General features: G+C 53.1%; 17 protein-coding genes. 12 read left to right on the top strand and 5 right to left on the bottom strand.

Annotation, left to right across the window (positions count from 1 at the left end):
- The first annotated feature begins 111 nt into the window (after nt 1-111).
- From G516_RS0112235 to G516_RS0112225, 3 genes are all read left to right on the top strand, one after another.
- Nucleotides 112-570, top strand: a complete 459-nt coding sequence (locus G516_RS0112235; RefSeq protein WP_028293904.1) for an HIT domain-containing protein — start codon at nt 112-114, stop codon at nt 568-570.
- A 33-nt stretch (nt 571-603) separates the two neighbouring features.
- Nucleotides 604-1,416 carry a hydroxyacylglutathione hydrolase gene (locus G516_RS0112230; RefSeq protein WP_028293903.1) on the top strand — a complete coding sequence of 271 codons (813 nt, stop codon included), beginning with the start codon at nt 604-606 and terminating at the stop codon, nt 1,414-1,416.
- Nucleotides 1,417-1,689: 273 nt separating this feature from the next.
- Nucleotides 1,690-2,172 (top strand): Hsp20 family protein, encoded by a 483-nt coding sequence (locus G516_RS0112225; protein ID WP_028293902.1) that lies wholly within the window; start codon nt 1,690-1,692, stop codon nt 2,170-2,172.
- A gap of 139 nt (nt 2,173-2,311) precedes the next feature.
- Here G516_RS0112225 and G516_RS0112220 read toward each other — a convergent pair whose 3' ends face one another.
- Entirely contained in the window at nt 2,312-2,908 is a 597-nt protein-coding gene (locus G516_RS0112220; protein WP_028293901.1) for a uracil-DNA glycosylase family protein, read from the bottom strand.
- Between the two features lie 196 nt (nt 2,909-3,104).
- On the opposite strand from G516_RS0112220, the gene aspS reads away from it, so the two are divergent.
- Both aspS and G516_RS22275 read left to right on the top strand, forming a co-directional pair.
- Nucleotides 3,105-4,877 (top strand): aspartate--tRNA ligase, encoded by a 1,773-nt coding sequence (gene aspS / locus G516_RS0112215; RefSeq protein WP_028293900.1) that lies wholly within the window; start codon nt 3,105-3,107, stop codon nt 4,875-4,877.
- 91 nt (nt 4,878-4,968) lie between these two features.
- Nucleotides 4,969-5,880 (top strand): CLCA_X family protein, encoded by a 912-nt coding sequence (locus G516_RS22275; protein ID WP_169449534.1) that lies wholly within the window; start codon nt 4,969-4,971, stop codon nt 5,878-5,880.
- On the opposite strand, the gene G516_RS22270 is transcribed toward G516_RS22275, so the two are convergent.
- Entirely contained in the window at nt 5,868-6,734 is an 867-nt protein-coding gene (locus G516_RS22270) for a metallophosphoesterase family protein (protein ID WP_211225108.1), read from the bottom strand. The two genes, G516_RS22275 and G516_RS22270, sit on opposite strands and share 13 nt — an antisense overlap.
- A 271-nt stretch (nt 6,735-7,005) precedes the next feature.
- Between G516_RS22270 and G516_RS23965 the strand changes: the two genes are divergently transcribed.
- The gene (locus G516_RS23965; RefSeq protein WP_051219379.1) at nt 7,006-7,599 is read left to right on the top strand and encodes a porin family protein; all 594 of its coding nucleotides are present in this window, start codon (nt 7,006-7,008) and stop codon (nt 7,597-7,599) included.
- Nucleotides 7,600-7,660: 61 nt separating this feature from the next.
- Entirely contained in the window at nt 7,661-8,473 is an 813-nt protein-coding gene (gene fdhD, locus G516_RS0112195; protein WP_245582668.1) for a formate dehydrogenase accessory sulfurtransferase FdhD, read from the top strand.
- Nucleotides 8,474-8,539: 66 nt separating this feature from the next.
- Here fdhD and acnB read toward each other — a convergent pair whose 3' ends face one another.
- Entirely contained in the window at nt 8,540-11,143 is a 2,604-nt protein-coding gene (gene acnB, locus G516_RS0112190) for a bifunctional aconitate hydratase 2/2-methylisocitrate dehydratase (protein ID WP_028293898.1), read from the bottom strand.
- 427 nt (nt 11,144-11,570) lie between these two features.
- Here acnB and pdxB point away from each other — a divergent pair, with 427 nt between their 5' ends.
- Nucleotides 11,571-12,713 (top strand): 4-phosphoerythronate dehydrogenase PdxB, encoded by a 1,143-nt coding sequence (pdxB, locus tag G516_RS0112185; RefSeq protein WP_028293897.1) that lies wholly within the window; start codon nt 11,571-11,573, stop codon nt 12,711-12,713.
- Nucleotides 12,714-12,772: 59 nt separating this feature from the next.
- On the opposite strand, the gene G516_RS22260 is transcribed toward pdxB, so the two are convergent.
- Both G516_RS22260 and G516_RS0112175 read right to left on the bottom strand, forming a co-directional pair.
- On the bottom strand, nt 12,773-13,174 hold the full coding sequence (locus G516_RS22260) for a hypothetical protein (protein ID WP_051219377.1): 402 nt from the start codon (nt 13,172-13,174) through the stop codon (nt 12,773-12,775).
- A gap of 2 nt (nt 13,175-13,176) precedes the next feature.
- Nucleotides 13,177-14,394 (bottom strand): pyridoxal phosphate-dependent aminotransferase, encoded by a 1,218-nt coding sequence (locus tag G516_RS0112175; protein WP_028293896.1) that lies wholly within the window; start codon nt 14,392-14,394, stop codon nt 13,177-13,179.
- Nucleotides 14,395-14,568: 174 nt separating this feature from the next.
- On the opposite strand from G516_RS0112175, the gene msrB reads away from it, so the two are divergent.
- From msrB to G516_RS0112155, 4 genes are all read left to right on the top strand, one after another.
- The gene (msrB, locus tag G516_RS0112170; protein ID WP_028293895.1) at nt 14,569-14,976 is read left to right on the top strand and encodes a peptide-methionine (R)-S-oxide reductase MsrB; all 408 of its coding nucleotides are present in this window, start codon (nt 14,569-14,571) and stop codon (nt 14,974-14,976) included.
- A gap of 189 nt (nt 14,977-15,165) precedes the next feature.
- Nucleotides 15,166-15,921, top strand: coding sequence for an ABC transporter permease (locus G516_RS0112165; protein ID WP_036536216.1), 756 nt, complete (start codon nt 15,166-15,168; stop codon nt 15,919-15,921).
- Nucleotides 15,918-16,571 carry an ABC transporter ATP-binding protein gene (locus G516_RS0112160; protein ID WP_028293893.1) on the top strand — a complete coding sequence of 218 codons (654 nt, stop codon included), beginning with the start codon at nt 15,918-15,920 and terminating at the stop codon, nt 16,569-16,571. Before G516_RS0112165 ends, G516_RS0112160 begins: the two co-directional genes overlap by 4 nt.
- A complete protein-coding gene (locus G516_RS0112155; RefSeq protein WP_051219374.1) occupies nt 16,568-17,752 on the top strand; it encodes a hypothetical protein in 1,185 nt (394 codons plus the stop codon). Before G516_RS0112160 ends, G516_RS0112155 begins: the two co-directional genes overlap by 4 nt.
- The last annotated feature ends 1 nt before the right edge of the window (nt 17,753 follow it).

Genomic DNA, 17,753 nt, shown 5'->3' with positions numbered 1-17,753 from the left:
GGGTAGCTTTTGCCTAACATGAAGAATCAAAGGGGCAGAATAGATGTCACACAAGTTGTATCTGCTCTTGCCTGACCAACAGGCATTCCGCTTTATTCAAGGAGCTTCATTATGTTTACGCTCGATAGTCGACTGCAACAAGACACTGTGTTTATTGGTCGCTTGCCACTGTGCCAGGTGCTGTTAATGAACGACAGCCGTTATCCATGGGTGATTTTGGTTCCGGCTCGCGTAGATGCCCGTGAATACTACCATCTGTCGATCGCTGACCAGACCCAGCTGATGCGTGAGTCTGCCTGGGTGGCCGAAAAAATGGCTGATCTGTATTCCGCCAAATCCATGAACGTCGCCGAGCTTGGTAACGTGGTGCCGCAGTTGCACGTACACCATGTGGCGCGTAAGGAGAACGACCCGGCCTGGCCTGGCCCTGTATGGGGATACAGCCCGGCGGTGCCGTACACCGACGCAGAGCTGGAAAAACGAGTACATGAGCTGAAGGGGTTGTTCTCCAGTCATTTTGTCGAAGACATTGATGGCTCGGATGATGTTGAAAACAACATCTACTGGTAATTCCTGCACTCAACCTGCCTGACGGAGGCCGCTATGATCGTCTTGCGACGTTACATGAATAACAATTTGCGCAATTACAACTACGTCATTGGTTGCGAAGACACCCGTCAGGCCATTGCTATCGATCCCTTGGACGCCGATGTGGTGTTAGCAATGGCGGAAGCGCAGGGGTTGAGTATCAAGTTGATCATCAATACCCACGAACATCATGATCATATTGGCGGTAACCCGGGCGTAAAGGCTGCGACAGGTGCAGAGATTCTGGCTTACGAAGCCGCTCGGTGTGTGATTCCGGACGTTGATCGCGGCTTGCAGGCGGGCGACCGTGTCGAGCTGGGCAGTCTGGCGTTTAACGTACTGTTTACGCCGGGGCATACTGCTGTGCACCTGTGCTTGCTGAGTGATCGTGACTCGACAAGCTCTGGCCCGAATGGCGAGCCTGTGCTGTTTTCAGGTGATACCTTGTTCAACGCCGGAGCCGGCAAATGTAGTGTGCCGTTTGGTGGTGATCCCGATACTTTGTACGACACCTTTGTTTCTCGCTTTCAGCCGCTGGCCGATGATGTGTTGCTGTACCCCGGCCATGACTACATGAAGAATAATCTGGCGTTTGCGCAGACCCGTGAGCCGGGTAATGACATGATTCAGTACTGGCAGGATCAGGTGTCTGGCTGTGAGCCGGACGATATGCCGGTGATGAATCTGGGTCAGGAGCGTAGCTACAACTCGTTCCTGCGTTTGAATCAGCCAGAAATCCGCGAAGTGCTGTTGCAGCAGTTCCCGGCCCTGGGGTTGGGTGACCGCGATGTGTTCAAGGCGCTGAGACGTTTGCGGGATCAATGGTGAGGGGGTCTCTGGCCATTGAAATCCTTTGGGATAATCTCCATATAAATAGATCGACATGATAAGGCGCTTGAATAGCGCCTTTTTTATTGCCGAAAAAATTTTCAATTTTTTTGTTTTAAACCCTTGAAAGCGATTTGGTAGGCCATATCTAAGTAGTGTGAGCGGATGATGCCAAACTGATTAAGGGTCATCGCCACAAACAACACTCGAGAGTTGTTCATTTTGTATTTAATTTATCGGTTGTGTCTTTGGAGCAACCACAGGAGATATATTATGAACCGTATTGATTTTGCACCTCTGTACCGTAACAGCATCGGCTTTGATCATCTGTTTAATATGTTGGATGCGGCCACCAAAACAGACGCAGGTTCCGGCTACCCTCCATACAACATTGAGGCGCTGGACGAGAATCAGTACTCGATTGCGCTGGCCGTGGCGGGCTTCCGTCGCGAAGAGCTGGATCTTCAGGTGCATGAGAATGTGTTGACCGTTAAGGGCAAGAAAGAGGGCGAAGAGTCCCGCAAATACTTGCATCAGGGCATTGCCTATCGCAGCTTCGAGCGTAAGTTCAACCTGGCGGATCACGTTGAAGTGACTGGCGCGGATCTTCAGGATGGCTTGCTGACCATTAGCCTGAAAAAGGAAATCCCGGAGGCGGCCAAACCTCGTCAGATTTCGATTGGTGGAGCTCAGGCGGTAGCCAGTCAGAAAGTGGACAGTGAGGCGTTGGAGCAGCAAACCAGCTCTGCTGCTTAAATCGGAAATTTATCCACGATATCTGAAAAATATAAATCAGGGGTGGCCAGATGATGGCCACCCCTTGGTAGTTCTTAGTGGTTGTTCGTGGATATTAGTGGATATATGCGAGCTTCCCGGTAGTATAATTTCCTGTGCGTTAGTCGCATAATCCAAGTGATTTATGGCACTGGGTTCTTATTTCAGACACTACATTAGATTCAAACCACGGATTCTTTTTAAGCCATATCTGATTTCTTGGTGATGGATGGGGCAACACATAAAACGGCCTCGGTACTTGTTGCCAGTTCTGTACCCGTTCGGTCAGTGTCTTGTGCTGTTTCAGAAAGTCGGCAGGCAAATAGTAGTTTTGGGCGTATTGACCGATCAGCAAAACCAGCTCGAGGCTGGGCATTTGCTCCAGCAGCAGCTTGTGCCATAGCGGCGCGCATTCCTTGCGCGGCGGCAAGTCACCACTTTTACCTTTCCCCGGATAGCAAAAGCCCATTGGCACAATGGCTATGTGGGTTTCGTCGTAAAATTGCTCTGGCGTCAGTGCCAACCATTCACGCAAGCGTTTGCCGCTGGCGTCGTCCCATGGAATCCCCGAGGCGTGGACTTTGGTGCCCGGTGCCTGGCCAATAATTAATATTCTGGCGGTTTCACTGGCGCGTACCACCGGTCTTGGCCCCAGAGGCAGGTGCTCTTTGCAGTGAGAACAGTCACGGATTTCGTTCAGAAGTGGGATCAAGGACATGGTTGCTGTACGTGTTGTGTGCAGGTGATCAATATTCCCAACCAGTCGTGCAAGGATGAGCTGTTACACCCGTGACGAGGCCGGAGAATTCCCGCTATAATGCCCGCCTTTTAAAATCTGTACAGCTCGCCGCCTGAGGTGCTCGTTTTTTGAGCCGGGTCGGCGGCGTGACACTCACTGGTAGCAGGACCCTACAATGCGCACTCACTATTGTGGTGATATCAACGAAACACTGATTGATCAAACAGTTACTTTCTGTGGCTGGGTACACCGTCGCCGTGACCACGGTGGCGTTATCTTCCTGGACGTTCGTGATCGCGAAGGTCTGGTTCAGGTAGTTTTCGACCCGGATACCGTTGAAGCCTTCAATACCGCTGACAGCGTGCGTTCCGAGTTCGTTATCCAGATTACCGGTCGTGTACGTGGTCGTCCTGAAGGCACCACCAATGCCAACATGAAAACCGGCATGATCGAAGTTCTGGGCAAGGAAATCGTTGTCCTGAACAAGGCTCAGACTCCGCCATTCCCACTGGACGGCTACACCGACGTGGGCGAAGACATTCGTCTGAAGTACCGTTTCATGGACATGCGTCGTCCAGAGATGCAGGACAAGCTGCGCTTCCGCTCCAAGGTAACTTCCGGTGTTCGTAACTACCTGGACGAAAACGGCTTCCTGGATATCGAAACCCCGATCCTGACCCGTGCAACGCCGGAAGGTGCTCGTGACTACCTGGTGCCAAGCCGTACTCACGAAGGTAACTTCTTCGCACTGCCGCAGTCTCCACAGCTGTTCAAGCAGCTGCTGATGGTGTCCGGTTTCGACCGCTACTACCAGATTGCCAAGTGTTTCCGTGACGAAGACCTGCGTGCCGACCGTCAGCCTGAATTCACCCAGATCGATATCGAAGCCTCTTTCATCGACGAAGAGCAGATCATGGGCATGACTCAGGACATGATCAAAGGCATCTTCCAGAAAGAGCTGGGTGTAGATCTGGGCGATTTCCCACGTATGCCGTTTGCAGAAGCCATGTCCAAGTACGGCTCTGACAAGCCGGACATGCGTATTCCGATGGAAATTGTGGATGTTGAAGAATTCCTGCAAGACATCGACTTCAAGGTATTCGCGGCGCCTGCCAAAGATCCAAAGTGCCGCGTTGCAGCACTGAAAGTACCGGGTGGTGCTGAGCTGTCCCGTAAGCAGATCGACGAATACACCAAGTTTGTTAGCATCTACGGTGCCAAAGGTCTGGCGTGGATCAAGGTGAACGAACTGGAAAAAGGCATTGAGGGCCTGCAGTCTCCGATCATCAAGTTCATCGGTGATGAAAATACCCTGAAGATCATGGAGAAGCTGGACGCCAAGAACGGCGATATCGTCTTCTTCGGTGCTGACAAGACCAAGGTGGTTTGTGAAGCTCTGGGTGCTTTGCGTTGCAAGGTGGCAGAAGACATGAACCTGTACACCAGCGAGTGGGCTGCGTTGTGGGTTGTTGACTTCCCGATGTTCGAAGAAAACGACGACGGTTCCGTAACCGCACTGCACCACCCATTCACTGCACCAAGCTGCACTGCTGAAGAACTGGAAGCCAACCCACTGGGTGCGCTGTCCCGCGCTTATGACATGGTACTGAACGGCTGTGAGCTGGGCGGTGGTTCCATCCGTATTCACGACCAGGATATGCAGCAAGCTGTATTCCGTTGTCTGGGTATCTCCGAAGAAGAACAGCAAGAGAAGTTCGGCTTCCTGCTGGACGCGCTGAAGTTCGGTGCGCCACCGCACGGTGGTCTGGCCTTCGGTCTGGATCGTCTGATCATGCTGATGACTGGTGCGACCAGCATCCGTGAAGTGATCGCCTTCCCGAAAACCCAGTCTGCTGCCTGTGTGATGACCAAGGCGCCAGGCGAAGTGAGCAACGCTCAGCTGCGTGACCTGCACATCAAATTGCGTGAAAAGCCAAAGGCTGAGTAATTCTTGTTGATGACAAGGGTTTGATGTGAAAACGGGAGCTTCGGCTCCCGTTTTTGTTGGTGGCGTATGATCAACTCGCGCTCGCTTCATTATGTGGTTTGTCGCATTCTTTGTAGAAACCACCCATCTGGATGCTGTTTTGTCTTCATCGGATCGCCTTTCAAAACGTAAACCTGCTCCGCGACAGTTCTACCGCTCCGGCCCGAACCACCGCCAGCTATTGGGGGGGGTAGTACCGGATTTTCAAACCATTCGACAGTGGTTTGATTTCCCGTCGATTGAGATCGGCAAATGGGTTACCAAGGTTGAGCAGGAGCGGGCAGCCGGTCATTTCTACGATGCACTCAGTGATCTGGTGTTGATTCTGGCTGGACGAGCGTTAGCTACCGAACAGCAAATTGTGCTCGGCCAACAACTGGTCTCTTTGCGCGGCACATTGGGTTTGCAATATGGCACAGGTGGACGGCCGGGTGTTTCTGCGCATTACGCGCCGTTGCAGCGTACTTTTGCGTTGGCCAAAAATGCGGGCCCCGGCAGTATTGCTCATGAATGGTTTCATGCCTTCGACCATTACATGGCCAGCCACGCCTTTGACGGTTTGGCCGAGATGAACCCCAATGTGTTTGCTTCGTCGCTGTGGCTCGAGAATGAGATGAGGCCACATGGCTTGAACGCGCTGCTGGATGCTTGCTTTCAGGCGATCATGCTCAGTGATGACGGTGAGACGCCCAGCGAACTCTGCAAGGCCAGCGTCAAGGCCGATCGGGCGTTAGGGGTTCACTACTACAGCAAGCCAGAGGAAATGGCGGCACGTTGCTTTGAAGCTTTCGTGCAGGATGCGTTTGTCCGCAACCAGTTTCTGGTGAAAGGTACGCTGCAAACCGATGAAGCCAGGCTTGGCCTGTATCCGTCCGGTGAGCATCGGATGCATATCAATACGGCATTTGCCGCTTACTTCCAGGCCTTGAGTGCCGCTTTGCTGAGGTCCGTTCAGTTGGGCTGATATGGGGACTCTACCGGGCGGCTGTGCTGCCATTCGCCATTTTGACGTAGAAAGCCAGTTGTTTTGCCTGCTTCAAACCGGTTCTTTTGCCAATCCCATTCCGTAATCGTCAGCCGCTGACGGTTGCCATCAATTAAATTGAAGCTGTTGGGCTGGCCAGGGATCAGTCGGTCTGAGGTGGTGGTGCCTGCATGGGAAATCACCACGCCTTGAAGCGTCTGCGCGAAAGCCAGGTGGATGTGGCCACCTAACACCAGGTCGACACCGGCCTGATCGAATATGGTTAAGGCTTCGTCCCGGCTTCCGACCAATTTGCGGTGCTGGCTGCGAGTTGGTAGCCAGAACGGGTGGTGGGCCACCACAATGCGCAGTTTTTCTTCCTGCGTGTTTTGAAGTTCGTTTTCTACTCGCTGCATTTGTTGTTCATTCAGCCGACCTCGTGACCAGTCCAGGTACCAGCCCATACGTCGGGCGGTGTTCAGCCCCAGTATCTTTGCATCTTCTGTCTCTGTGGTGGGTTCAGTCTCCGGCTGAATATAGTGCTGCCACTTTCTCCAGGGGTACAAAAAACGCTCCGGCAAATTGGTCGGCGACAAGTCGTGATTGCCTGGAATCACGTGGGCAGGCTGTTGCAGTTGATCCAAAAAGCGTCGGGCGGCTTGAAATTCTTCGTGTGTGGCGTTTTGGGTGAGGTCGCCACTGATGATCACCAAATCCGGCTGGAGCTGGTTCATTTGGCTGATGATGGCGTCCGCGACCTGATGCTGGTCGCGTCCAAAATGGAGGTCGGATAGGTGGGCAATGCGCATTATCTGGCGTCCGGTTGAGAGTTTATAGCGGCGTGTTTTCGCCACGCTTACTCATTATCCGACTGCTGTCGCATGAAAAATTCCATTTATTCCACGGTGAACTCGCATCGCGCGCGGACGTTGGTTGTCGCTGGTGGTTCATGCAACGCTTTGTTCAGTTGATACAGTGAACAAACGGCATTAGCCCACTTCTGATCCCTGTGTATGGCGCAGCACTCTGCTGGTTGCGTCAGGTTTTCGGTCTGTTTTGTTTTATTGACCACTGCCGGAAGCCGCTGAATTTACGCATTCCCGAGTAGCGGGACAGGAGTAAGAAATGAAATTAGCGACTGCAATCTCTTCCGTGGCTCTGATGGCCTCACCGATGATCGTACTGCCAGCGTATGCCGATGACTATGGCTCAACCGGTAGTGATGCAGATGTGTTTGTGGGGGGCAGTGCGATTTATAGCAAGCTCGATAATCTGGAAATTCGAGACAACGCGGTAGATGAAGGCGAGCTGGGCGAGTTCGATGATGATCGCAGCAGCTGGAAGGCATTTGCCGGGGTGTGGGCCAATAATTGGGTGGGGATCGAGGGTCAGTACCTCGACATGGGCAAGTATGAAGACAATGGCTTCAGCCTGGATGCCGATGGCTATACGGCCTCATTGCTGTTAGGTATGCCACTGGGTGACCATTCGCGTATTTTCGTGAAAGGCGGTCGTTTGTGGTGGAACGCGGACACCACAGGGCCGCTGGGATATGACAGTTCTGCGGACGGTTCAACACTGTTCTACGGTGCGGGCGTTTCGTTGGGACTGCTGGAGAATGTGAACTTGCGGGCTGAATATGAACGTGCCCGGTTTGATGAGGATAACGTCGATGCTGACCTGGATTTTGCGTCCGTTGGTGTCGGTTTTATGTTCTAAAGCGGTCACCCCGATGATTACGAACGAAGCGCCGCTGTGTACCATGGCGGCGTAACTTATTTTGCAGGCATTGAACACAGTGGTATCGAAAACCCGTTCGGTAGTAGCCCGAACGAAGAAATCAGCGACTGATGATGTTTGGGGTGCAAGTGACGCCGACGACCAGATTGCAGAGGAAGTGCCGGTGGCCATGGTTTACAACGGCGTCTCACACGTTGTGATGATGGCAACGCCGGATAACCTGGAAGAGTTTGCCATAGGCTTCACGTTGACGGAGGGTATAGCGACGGCTTCGTCTGACATTTATGGCGTGGATGTCGTCGCTGCTTCGTCGGGGTATCAGGTGCTGGTGGAGCTGTCTTCAGAGCGGTTTGCAGCTCTCAAACAGCGTCGTCGTAACCTGACGGGGCGAACTGGCTGTGGCTTGTGTGGTGCTGAGTCGCTACAACAGGCTATCCGGGTTCCTCCACCGGTTGTTTCCGTGCTTGCGCCATCCGCGGAGGTGGTTGATGTTGCTTTGTCACAACTGGTCGACTTCCAGCCTCTGCAGCGGATGACCGGTGCCGTTCATGGAGCTGCCTGGTGTTCCTTCGACGGTAATATTCAAATGGCCTTTGAGGATGTTGGTCGCCACAATGCGCTGGACAAGCTCATTGGGGCTTTGCATCGCCAGCCGGATTTTGATCGTAAGGGGTTTGTGCTGGTCTCAAGCCGTGCCAGTTACGAGTTGGTGGGCAAATGTGCTTCGGTAGGCATTGCGACGCTGGTAGCGGTGTCTGCACCGACCACGATGGCCATTGAGCATGCGGAGTTGGCGGGAATGAACCTGATTGGTTTTGCGCGCAGCGGCCGGCATGTGGTGTATGCCAGTTAAAGTCAATTCGAATATCGAAAAACCCCAGGCAGCTGCGCTGTCTGGGGTTTTTTATGTCCGTATGGATTAGCTGGCGGAGGCGATCAGCGCCGTAGCTGCCTTTTTGGTGTAAGCATCCATTTTGTCGAAATTCAGATACTTATAGATATCTGCTGACATGCTATCGAGCTTGTTGGCGTACTCCATGTATTCCGCTGGCGTTGGCAGTTTGCCGACGATGGCACCGACTGCGGCCAGTTCCGCAGAGGTCAGGTACACGTTGGCGCCGTCACCCAGACGGTTAGGGAAGTTACGGGTTGAGGTAGACAGCACGGTGCTGCCGGACTGAACCCGTGCCTGGTTGCCCATGCACAGCGAACAACCGGACATTTCCATTCGTACACCGGAAGTGCCATAGATGTTGTAGTAGCCTTCCTCGTTCAGCTGGGCCTGATCCATTCTGGTTGGCGGCGACATCCACATGCGGGTGCTCAGGTTGCCCTTGTGTTGCGACAGCAGTTTACCAGCCGCGCGGAAGTGACCGATGTTGGTCATGCAGGAACCGATGAAGACTTCATCGACCTTGTCGCCAGCAACTTCAGACAGCAGTTTGGCATCATCGGGGTCGTTCGGGCAGCAAACGATGGGTTCCTTGATGTCGTCGAGGTTGATCTCGATAACGTGAGCGTATTCGGCGTCCTTGTCGGCACGCATCAGGCTTGGGTTTGCCAGCCAGGCTTTCATCGCAGCGGCCCGACGTTCCAGTGTTCGTGGGTCACCGTAACCTTCAGCAATCATCCAGCGCAGCATGACGATGTTGGACTTCAGGTACTCGGCAACGGAGTCTTCCGACAGGTTGATGGTGCAACCAGCGGCGGAACGCTCAGCCGAAGCATCGGACAGTTCGAACGCCTGTTCGACAGTCAGATTTTCCAGACCTTCAATTTCCAGAATACGGCCGGAGAATTCGTTGATTTTGCCTTTTTTCTCAACGGTCAACAGGCCTTGCTTGATGCCGTACAGCGGGATCGCGTGTACCAGATCGCGCAGGGTGATGCCCGGTTGCATCTTGCCGCTGAAGCGCACCAGCACCGATCCCGGCATATCCAATGGCATCACGCCGGTAGCGGCTGCAAAAGCCACCAGACCGGAGCCGGCAGGGAAGGAAATCCCCATCGGGAAACGGGTGTGTGAGTCTCCACCGGTGCCGACGGTATCCGGCAGCAACATGCGGTTCAGCCAGGAGTGAATAATGCCGTCGCCGGGGCGCAGGGAAACACCGCCACGCGTCCGTATGAAGTCTGGCAGAGTGTGCTGGGTTTCAATATCGACCGGCTTTGGATAAGCCGCTGTGTGGCAGAACGACTGCATCACCAGATCGGCCTGGAAGCCAAGGCAGGCGAGGTCTTTCAGCTCGTCACGAGTCATAGGCCCCGTGGTGTCTTGGGAGCCCACGGTGGTCATCTTGGGCTCGCAATAGGTGCCCGGACGAATGCCCTGGCCTTCCGGTAGACCGCAGGCTTTGCCCACCATTTTCTGCGCCAGCGAGAAACCGGCGCTGGAGGCGCTTGGGTCGTGTGGCAGGCGGAACAGGTCGGTGGTGCCAAGCCCAAGGGCCTCACGGGCTTTGGTGGTCAGGCCGCGACCGATGATCAGCGGAATACGACCGCCAGCCTGCACTTCATCCAGAATGACGTCGGATTTGAATTTGAATTCGGAGATAACGTCGCCGGCTTCGTTAAGAATCTTGCCTTCGTAGGGGCGAATTTCGATCACATCCCCCATGTTCATGTTGTCGACAGGGGCTTCAAAAACCAGTGCGCCGGCATCTTCCATGGTGTTGAAGAAGATCGGCGCAACCTTGTTGCCGATACAAACACCGCCACCGCGCTTGTTGGGGACGCCGGGAATATCCTCGCCGAAGAACCACAATACGGAGTTAGTGGCGGATTTACGGGAAGAACCAGTACCAACCACGTCACCAACGAATGCCACTGGCAAGCCTTTCGACTTGATGTCTTCGATTTGCTTCATGGGGCCTTTGACGCCGTGCTCTTCAGGCTCCAGGCCGTCGCGGGTCATTTTATAGGCCGCCAATGCGTGCAGCGGAATATCCGGGCGCGACCAGGCATCAGGCGCAGGGGACAAGTCGTCGGTGTTGGTTTCGCCGGTGACCTTGAAGACCACCATCTTGATGCTTTCAGCGACCTTGTTCTTTTTGGTGAACCATTCGCCATTGGCCCAGGATTCCATCACGGATTTGGCAATGGCGTTACCCGCGGCCATTTTTTCCTGAACGTCGTTGAAGGCATCGAACATCAGCAAGGTGCCTTTCAGCTGTTCACCCGCCAGTTCGGCCAGCTCTGCATCGTCCAACAGCGACACCAGTGTTTCGATGTTATAGCCACCTTGCATCATGCCGAGCAGTTCAACGGCCTTTTGGCGAGAAACCAGTTCGCAAGTGGTTTCACCTTTGGCGATGGCGCTCAGGAATCCTGCTTTCACGTACGCCGCTTCATCGACGCCGGGCGGGATTCGATTCTCAAGCAGGTACAGCAGGGTCTCTTCTTTACCAGCAGGCGGGCTTTTCAGCAACTCCACCAGGGCGGCGGTTTGTTCGGCATTCAGAGGCTTGGGTGGGATACCTTGCTCTGCACGTTCTGCGACATGGGCTCGATAGGCTTCTAACACGGTGTTTTCCTCTTCTCTTGTGATCAGAGGACTTACTTATCGGCCCCTTGTGAGGGCTTTGGTAATCCTCTGACGGTATGGTTTTGGTGGAATCGGATGTTTTCAGTAAATGCTAATGTTGTGAGTGGTTTTTGTAAGGCTCTTTGTGCTGATATTCGCCATTCATTCAGCAAATATCCCTACTTTGGTCGAAGGCGCTGGTCGTATCTATTGCAATAAGTGCTCTCGTAAAACGGCAGGGCTGCACGAAACGATTCAGCTTGTTTGTTGTTGAGACAGTCTCTTCAGGTACGGATTCGTTGCGAAGTGGAAACGGTGTGTTGGGTGGTCGAAGTCTTACAGAGTGTTTCAAATCAAATTCACAGATTGTAATGAGCCAAGGTGTTTTGCGAGAATGCGGGCATGTCCAAAAGATGAGCGTCCCATTGTGCGAATAGTCGCTGACGAAAACATTCCTCTTATCGATTCCTTTTTTGCGGAGTTCGGTGAAATCACTCGCGTTGAAGGCCGAAATCTCAGCTCTGAAGATCTGGCTGAAGCCGATATCCTGCTGGTGCGTTCGGTCACCAAAGTAAATGAGTCGCTGCTGGCCAACACGCCAGTGAAGTTCGTTGGTACCGCCACCATTGGGACGGATCACGTCGACATGGATTGGCTGGAGCAAAACCGTATTGGCTTTGCCAGTGCGCCGGGCTGCAACGCCCAGGCAGTAGTTGACTACGTATTGAGCGCGATTAGCGTGCTGGTGGACCTTCGTGCGATTCGCTTTGAGGACCTGACTGTCGGCATCGTTGGTGTTGGTAACGTGGGTGGCACTCTGCGTGGCCGCCTTGAAGAAATGGGCGTTAAGGTGCTGGCAGTTGATCCGTTCAAGGACCCTGAGGACGTTGGCGAACTGACGTCCCTGGAAGAGGTATTGGGTGCGGACGTGGTGACGTGTCATACGCCATTGACCAAAACCGGTGAGCACGCGACGCGACACTTGATTGGTGCCGAACAGTTGTCAGCGATGAAGCCTAACGCCTGTTTGATTAACTCCAGCCGTGGTGGCGTGGTTGATAATGACGCGCTATTGGCGCACCTGAAAGCCAACGACGACTTTGAAGCCATTATGGATGTCTGGGAAGGCGAACCTTACCTCGACCTGAAACTGATGGATCAGTGCTTGCTGGCGACGCCGCATATTGCTGGTTACTCGCTGGATGGCAAAATGCGCGGCACCGAGATGATTTATCAGGCGGCGTGTGAATTCTTCGGTGTTCCGGTGCGTCGTAAACTGGGTCAGTTCTTGCCAGAGCCTGGCATCAAACGCGTGAACTTCTCGGATCAGGTGCCGTTGAATCAGGCCCTGCGTACCGCCATTCGAGCTTGTTACGAAGTGCGTGTGGACGACGGTTTGATGCGCTCCCGTTTGCATCGCGCTCGGGATATCAAGTCGGCATTCGATGAAATGCGTCGTAACTATCCGCTGCGTCGGGATATTCCAACCATGAAGGTGGGGGTGCCGTCCAAGTGCGTTGAGTTGCAACAGCTGCTGGAGTCTGCCGGGTTCTCTGTCAGAACCAAGTAATTTGGCATTATTTGAAAAGGCGAGCCGCTGTCACAGCGCCTCGCCTTTTTTGTCTTTACTCAGTCACTGAAAACCTGGTCTTGCAGTAGCTGTTTCACCCAGCTGGTGTCACCATCCAGCAAGGCGAATTCCAGGGTTTGAAACATGGGGGTGGGATCTTGCTGGTTAGGGTTGCTCGCTGGTTTCAAAAGTTGCCTGAGTGAGCGCGCGGTCAGTACGAAGTCATCAACGGATTCCTGCCGGTCGTAGCCAGAAAACCGTATGAAGCCTTCTTCCTTGAGCCAGGTGATCGCACCCAGCGCCGACAGGTGGCGATCGCTGTGCAGTCCAAACTCGTCCATATCATCAATACCGGAAATGTCCTGCACGAACAGGGTTTGCGGCTTTGGAAAGTGCTTCAATCCCATCAGCAGGATGGAAGCACAGTCTTTGAAAAACTCATCCAGATGGACGTCGAGCATGATCAGATCTGTTTGTAGTTGGTGAAGAACTGGCCGATGCGGTCCATAGCGACCGTCAGGTCTTCCGGACGCGGCAGGAACACCACGCGGAAGTGATCCGGCGACTTCCAGTTAAACGCGGTGCCATGAACAATCAGGATTTTCTGCTGCTCTAACAAGTCCAGTACCATGCGTTCATCGTTGCGGATGTTGAACTTCTGAACGTCCATTTTCGGGAAGCAGTACAGTGCACCTTTCGGTTTTACACAGCTGACTCCTGGAATGTTGTTCAGGGTTTCCCAGGCGATGTCGCGCTGCTGGCGGATGCGGCCACCTTCGGCGACCAGATCGTTGATGCTTTGATAGCCGCCCAGCGCGGTTTGAATGGCGAACATGGATGGCACGTTGGCGCACAGACGCATGGAGGACAGCATTTCCAGGCCCTGAATGTAATCACGGGCGCGGTGTTTGGCGCCGCTGATGATCATCCAGCCGGAACGGAAGCCCGCAAGTCGGTAGTTCTTCGACAAGCCGTTCATGGTGATGATCAGCAGGTCATCGGCCAGTGACGCAGTGGAGATATGTTCGGCTTCGTCAAACAGAATCTTGTCGTAAATTTCATCCGAGAACACCACCAGATCGTGCTCGCGAGCGATTTGCAGCATGCCCAGCAGAATTTCTTTCGGGTACACCGCACCGGTCGGGTTGTTCGGGTTGATCAGTACCATGGCGCGGGTTTTGTCGGTGATCTTGGCACGCATGTCGTCCAGGTCCGGATACCAGTCGGACTGTTCGTCACAGGTGTAATGCACCGCCTTGCCACCGGCTAAAGCAACGGAACCGGTCCATAGAGGGTAATCCGGGGCAGGAATCAGCACTTCGTCACCGTTGTTGATCAGGCCCTGCATGGAAGCCACGATCAGCTCGCTGACGCCGTTGCCAATGATGATATCTTCAATGTTGACGTTCTGAATACGCTTTTGTTGGGCGTACTGCATGATGGCTTTACGAGCCGCGAACAGACCTTTGGAGTCAGAGTAACCCTCGGAGTCTGGCAGGTTGTAAATAACGTCCTGAATGATTTCCTCAGGCGCGTCCAGACCAAACGGTTTTGGGTTGCCGATGTTCAGTTTCAGAATACGGTGGCCTTCTTCTTCCATGCGCTTCGCCGCATCCAATACAGGTCCACGGATGTCATAGAACACATTAGCGAGCTTGTCGGATTTCCGAATTTCCTGCATGAGATGGACTGCCTGTATAAAAGAAAAAAAGCGGTTCGTTGACAATTTAGATGCGAACCCCACGGAACCAGCTGGCTGCCGCGCGTTCGATGATACCGCTACACAAGATTACCCGAAAGGGCGGCAATGGAAGTTTGTGTACGGTATGCTAGGCGGCGATTTACGGAGGCAGCTATGTCAGCACAGCAAGACAAGGTTAATAAATCACCGCAAGAGTGGCAGGCTCAACTTGATCCTCTCACTTACCACGTGACCCGCGAGTCGGGTACCGAGCGAGCGTTTACGGGCAAATACCACGATTTTAAAGGTGTTGGTTTATATCGCTGCGTTTGCTGCGAAGCTCCCTTGTTTTATTCCGATACCAAATTCGATTCCGGTTGTGGCTGGCCAAGCTTCTACCAGGAAATTGAAGGGGCCATCACCGAATTGACCGACACCTCCCATGGCATGGTTCGCACGGAAGTTCGCTGCAACCGCTGCGATGCCCATCTTGGTCACGTATTCCCGGATGGCCCGCCACCAACAGGACTGCGATTTTGTATCAATTCGGCCAGCATGACGTTTGAACCGCAAGACAGCTAACACGGCTGTAGTGGAGTATGGCAAAGTGTCCACTCTGGCCGGAATGGGCCACCCGGCTTGTCATCGCTTTGTCGTTTTATTAGAGTTCGACAGCTGATTTTTTAGGTAAGTGTTTGAGAATTAAACACTTTTTACAGGGATGGTTAGAGCTTGACCGGTAAGACGCTACACAGATCATCGTTCCAGATCATGAAGGACACCGTCTTTGCGCTGTTTATTCGTGAGCTGAGGACGCGTTTTGGCGGTAACCGGTTGGGATATTTCTGGGCGATTGCAGAGCCCGCAGGGCAAGCCGCCGTCTTCGCCATTCTGTTCTCAATTATTGGGCGTGAGTCCATCTCTGGCGTGCCGGTCCCGGTGTTCATGATCACCGGTATGCTGACGTTCAAGTTGTTCACCAAGCTGCTGACACAGTCAGCCAATGCCGTCATATCCAATAAGGGGCTAATGACCTACCGCCAGGTAGAGCCCATTGACCCTGTGCTGACGCGTAGCATCATCGAAGTAACCACCTATTTTGTTGTACTTGCGATTCTGATGGGGCTAATGGGTTGGTTTCTCTCTTACGACATCTTCCCGGATGATTTGCTGGAGTTTTTGCTTGCGATTGCCTCGCTTGCTTCATTGTCTTTGGCCATCGGTATGATTCTGTGTTCGGTGTTGGAGTTTTGGCCGGATGCGAACCGGTTTTTAACCGTCATCATGACGCCGCTGTTGTTTATTTCCGGTGTTTTCTACTCGGCCAGTATGCTGCCTCAGCAGTACTGGCCATACCTGTCCTGGAATCCAATTTTTCACGGGCTTGAGTTGATGCGTGAAGGGTATTTCAGTGAGTACCGCTCGGATTTTGCCGATCCTGTTTACTTAATTGAGCTAAATCTGGTGTTTTGGGCGTTGGCTCTGTCATTGTTCAAATTGAACCGACCGAGGTTTATCAGCGGATGATTCATTTTGAAGGTCTGTCCAAGTGGTACAAAACCAAGGCCGGTAGAAATTACATTCTCAAAGACGTGAATATCACCTTGCCCATGGACAAGAGCATTGGTGTCCTGGGGCGTAATGGTGCTGGTAAATCAACCTTCATTCGTATGTTAGGCGGTTCGGAATTACCCAAGTCCGGCAGTATACAGTCAGACCTTAGGATATCCTGGCCACTTGGCCTGCAAGGTGGTGTACAGGGGCAAATGAGTGGGCGCGAAAATGCCCGATTCATCTCCCGGATACACGGCTATTCAGACACTCGTGCTATGGAAGATCGGGTGGCTGACTTTGCCGATATCGGCCAGTACTTCGACGAACCGATGAAGTCGTATTCCAGCGGTATGCGCTCGCGTGTGATGCTGGGCATAACGGTGGCATTGGATTTTCAATTCGATGTGTTGCTCATTGATGAAATTACGGCCGTTGGTGACGCTGCTTTCAGAGCGAAGAGCGAACGGGTTTTAAAAGAAAAATTTTCTTCTACCAAGGTGATTATGGTGAATCACTCGATGGAGCAGTTGAGGAAATTTTGTGATGCAGGATTACTCATTCGTAATGGCAAGCTTGAATACTTCGATAGTCTTGAAGACGCGATCGTGGAGTACGAATCGTGACTGTTGAAAATAACGATGAAAATGTAGCAGTAGTATCAGACGCTAGTGCCAATGAACAGCGCGACGAAAAAGCTGGCCAGGCAGGCCCGGTTTTTCGGATGTTTGGCTACCTTAAACAACGCATTGCGCTGTCGTTGCTGTTCGTTTTTACGGCGCTGATTGTTGTGTACTTTGGCGTTGTGGCTTCCCCTCGGTACGCGGCTGAGTCGCAGTTTGTTGTGAAAGAATCCGGTGCTCAAACCGAATTGACGGGTCTGGCTTCGTTGGGTGCCGTGACGTCCTCAACCCGCGACTCGCTGATCATCAAAGCTTTTATTGAATCTCGCGCAATGGCCAAAAAGCTGAATGAAGCGGTGGGGTTGCGTAAGCACTATGAAGATTCCAGTGTGGATTTCCTAAGTCGTTTGCCCGCTGATGCAACGGCTGAAGAGTATCTGGAGTATTACCAGCGTCACATCACTGTCGTCCACGACGAGACATCAGACATTCTTGAAGTGGAGCTACAAGCCTTTGACCCTGAATTTGCACTCCATGCCAGCGAGGTATTGTTGTCGATTGCCGAAGCATTCATCAATGACCTCGGCGACAAAATGGCTCGTGAGCAAATGGCCTATGCCCAAGGCGAGGTGGAGCGTGCACATGGGCTGCTAAAAAATACCCAGCGTGATCTGTTGGCGTTCCAGGAGGAGAACCGCTTGTTCAACCCGGAGCAGGAGGGCGGCGCGATTCTGGAAGGAGTGAATACGCTGCAGGTTGAATTGATCAAAGCACAGGCGCGCCTTAAAGAACTGAACGCCGTTATGCGTGACGATTCCGCAGAGGTGCGCGCGCAGACCAATCTGATCCAGTCGCTTGAACAACAGTTGAAAGAAGAGCGTGGTCGTCTGACGCAGGAAGCCAATGGCGGATTCAACAAGATCAACATGGACTTCAAGGAACTTGCCTTAAACGGTGAGCTGGCGACGGATTTGTACACGTCCTCGTTGACCAGCCTGGAAAGCGCCCGTTCCCAGGCAATGCAAAAACTGAAGCATTTGCTGGTGGTTGAAGCCCCATTGCTGCCTGAAGAAGCCAAGTATCCGAGACGCCTGTATAACATCATTACCTGGTTCGTCGGGTTGATGTTGGTGTACCTGATTGGGCGCCTGTTGTTTGCCGTTATTAAAGAGCACAGAGATTAAC

The sequence above is a fragment of the Oceanobacter kriegii DSM 6294 genome, assembly GCF_000422845.1.
Classification (GTDB): Bacteria; Pseudomonadota; Gammaproteobacteria; order Pseudomonadales; family Oceanobacteraceae; genus Oceanobacter; species Oceanobacter kriegii.
Note: the sequence above shows the minus strand (reverse complement) of the source record. Positions and strands in the feature narration are given on the sequence as shown.

Bases quoted from the DNA above. Each gene is read 5' to 3' on its own strand.
- G516_RS0112235 (WP_028293904.1), top strand. From the start codon at position 112: ATGTTTACGCTCGATAGTCGACTGCAACAAGACACTGTGTTTATTGGT.
- G516_RS22275 (WP_169449534.1), top strand. From the start codon at position 4,969: ATGTGGTTTGTCGCATTCTTTGTAGAAACCACCCATCTGGATGCTGTT.
- G516_RS0112175 (WP_028293896.1), bottom strand. From the start codon at position 14,394: ATGCAGGAAATTCGGAAATCCGACAAGCTCGCTAATGTGTTCTATGAC.
- G516_RS23965 (WP_051219379.1), top strand. From the start codon at position 7,006: ATGAAATTAGCGACTGCAATCTCTTCCGTGGCTCTGATGGCCTCACCG.
- G516_RS0112230 (WP_028293903.1), top strand. From the start codon at position 604: ATGATCGTCTTGCGACGTTACATGAATAACAATTTGCGCAATTACAAC.
- msrB (WP_028293895.1), top strand. From the start codon at position 14,569: ATGTCAGCACAGCAAGACAAGGTTAATAAATCACCGCAAGAGTGGCAG.
- aspS (WP_028293900.1), top strand. From the start codon at position 3,105: ATGCGCACTCACTATTGTGGTGATATCAACGAAACACTGATTGATCAA.
- G516_RS0112225 (WP_028293902.1), top strand. From the start codon at position 1,690: ATGAACCGTATTGATTTTGCACCTCTGTACCGTAACAGCATCGGCTTT.
- G516_RS0112220 (WP_028293901.1), bottom strand. From the start codon at position 2,908: ATGTCCTTGATCCCACTTCTGAACGAAATCCGTGACTGTTCTCACTGC.
- G516_RS0112165 (WP_036536216.1), top strand. From the start codon at position 15,166: ATGAAGGACACCGTCTTTGCGCTGTTTATTCGTGAGCTGAGGACGCGT.
- G516_RS22260 (WP_051219377.1), bottom strand. From the start codon at position 13,174: ATGCTCGACGTCCATCTGGATGAGTTTTTCAAAGACTGTGCTTCCATC.
- G516_RS0112160 (WP_028293893.1), top strand. From the start codon at position 15,918: ATGATTCATTTTGAAGGTCTGTCCAAGTGGTACAAAACCAAGGCCGGT.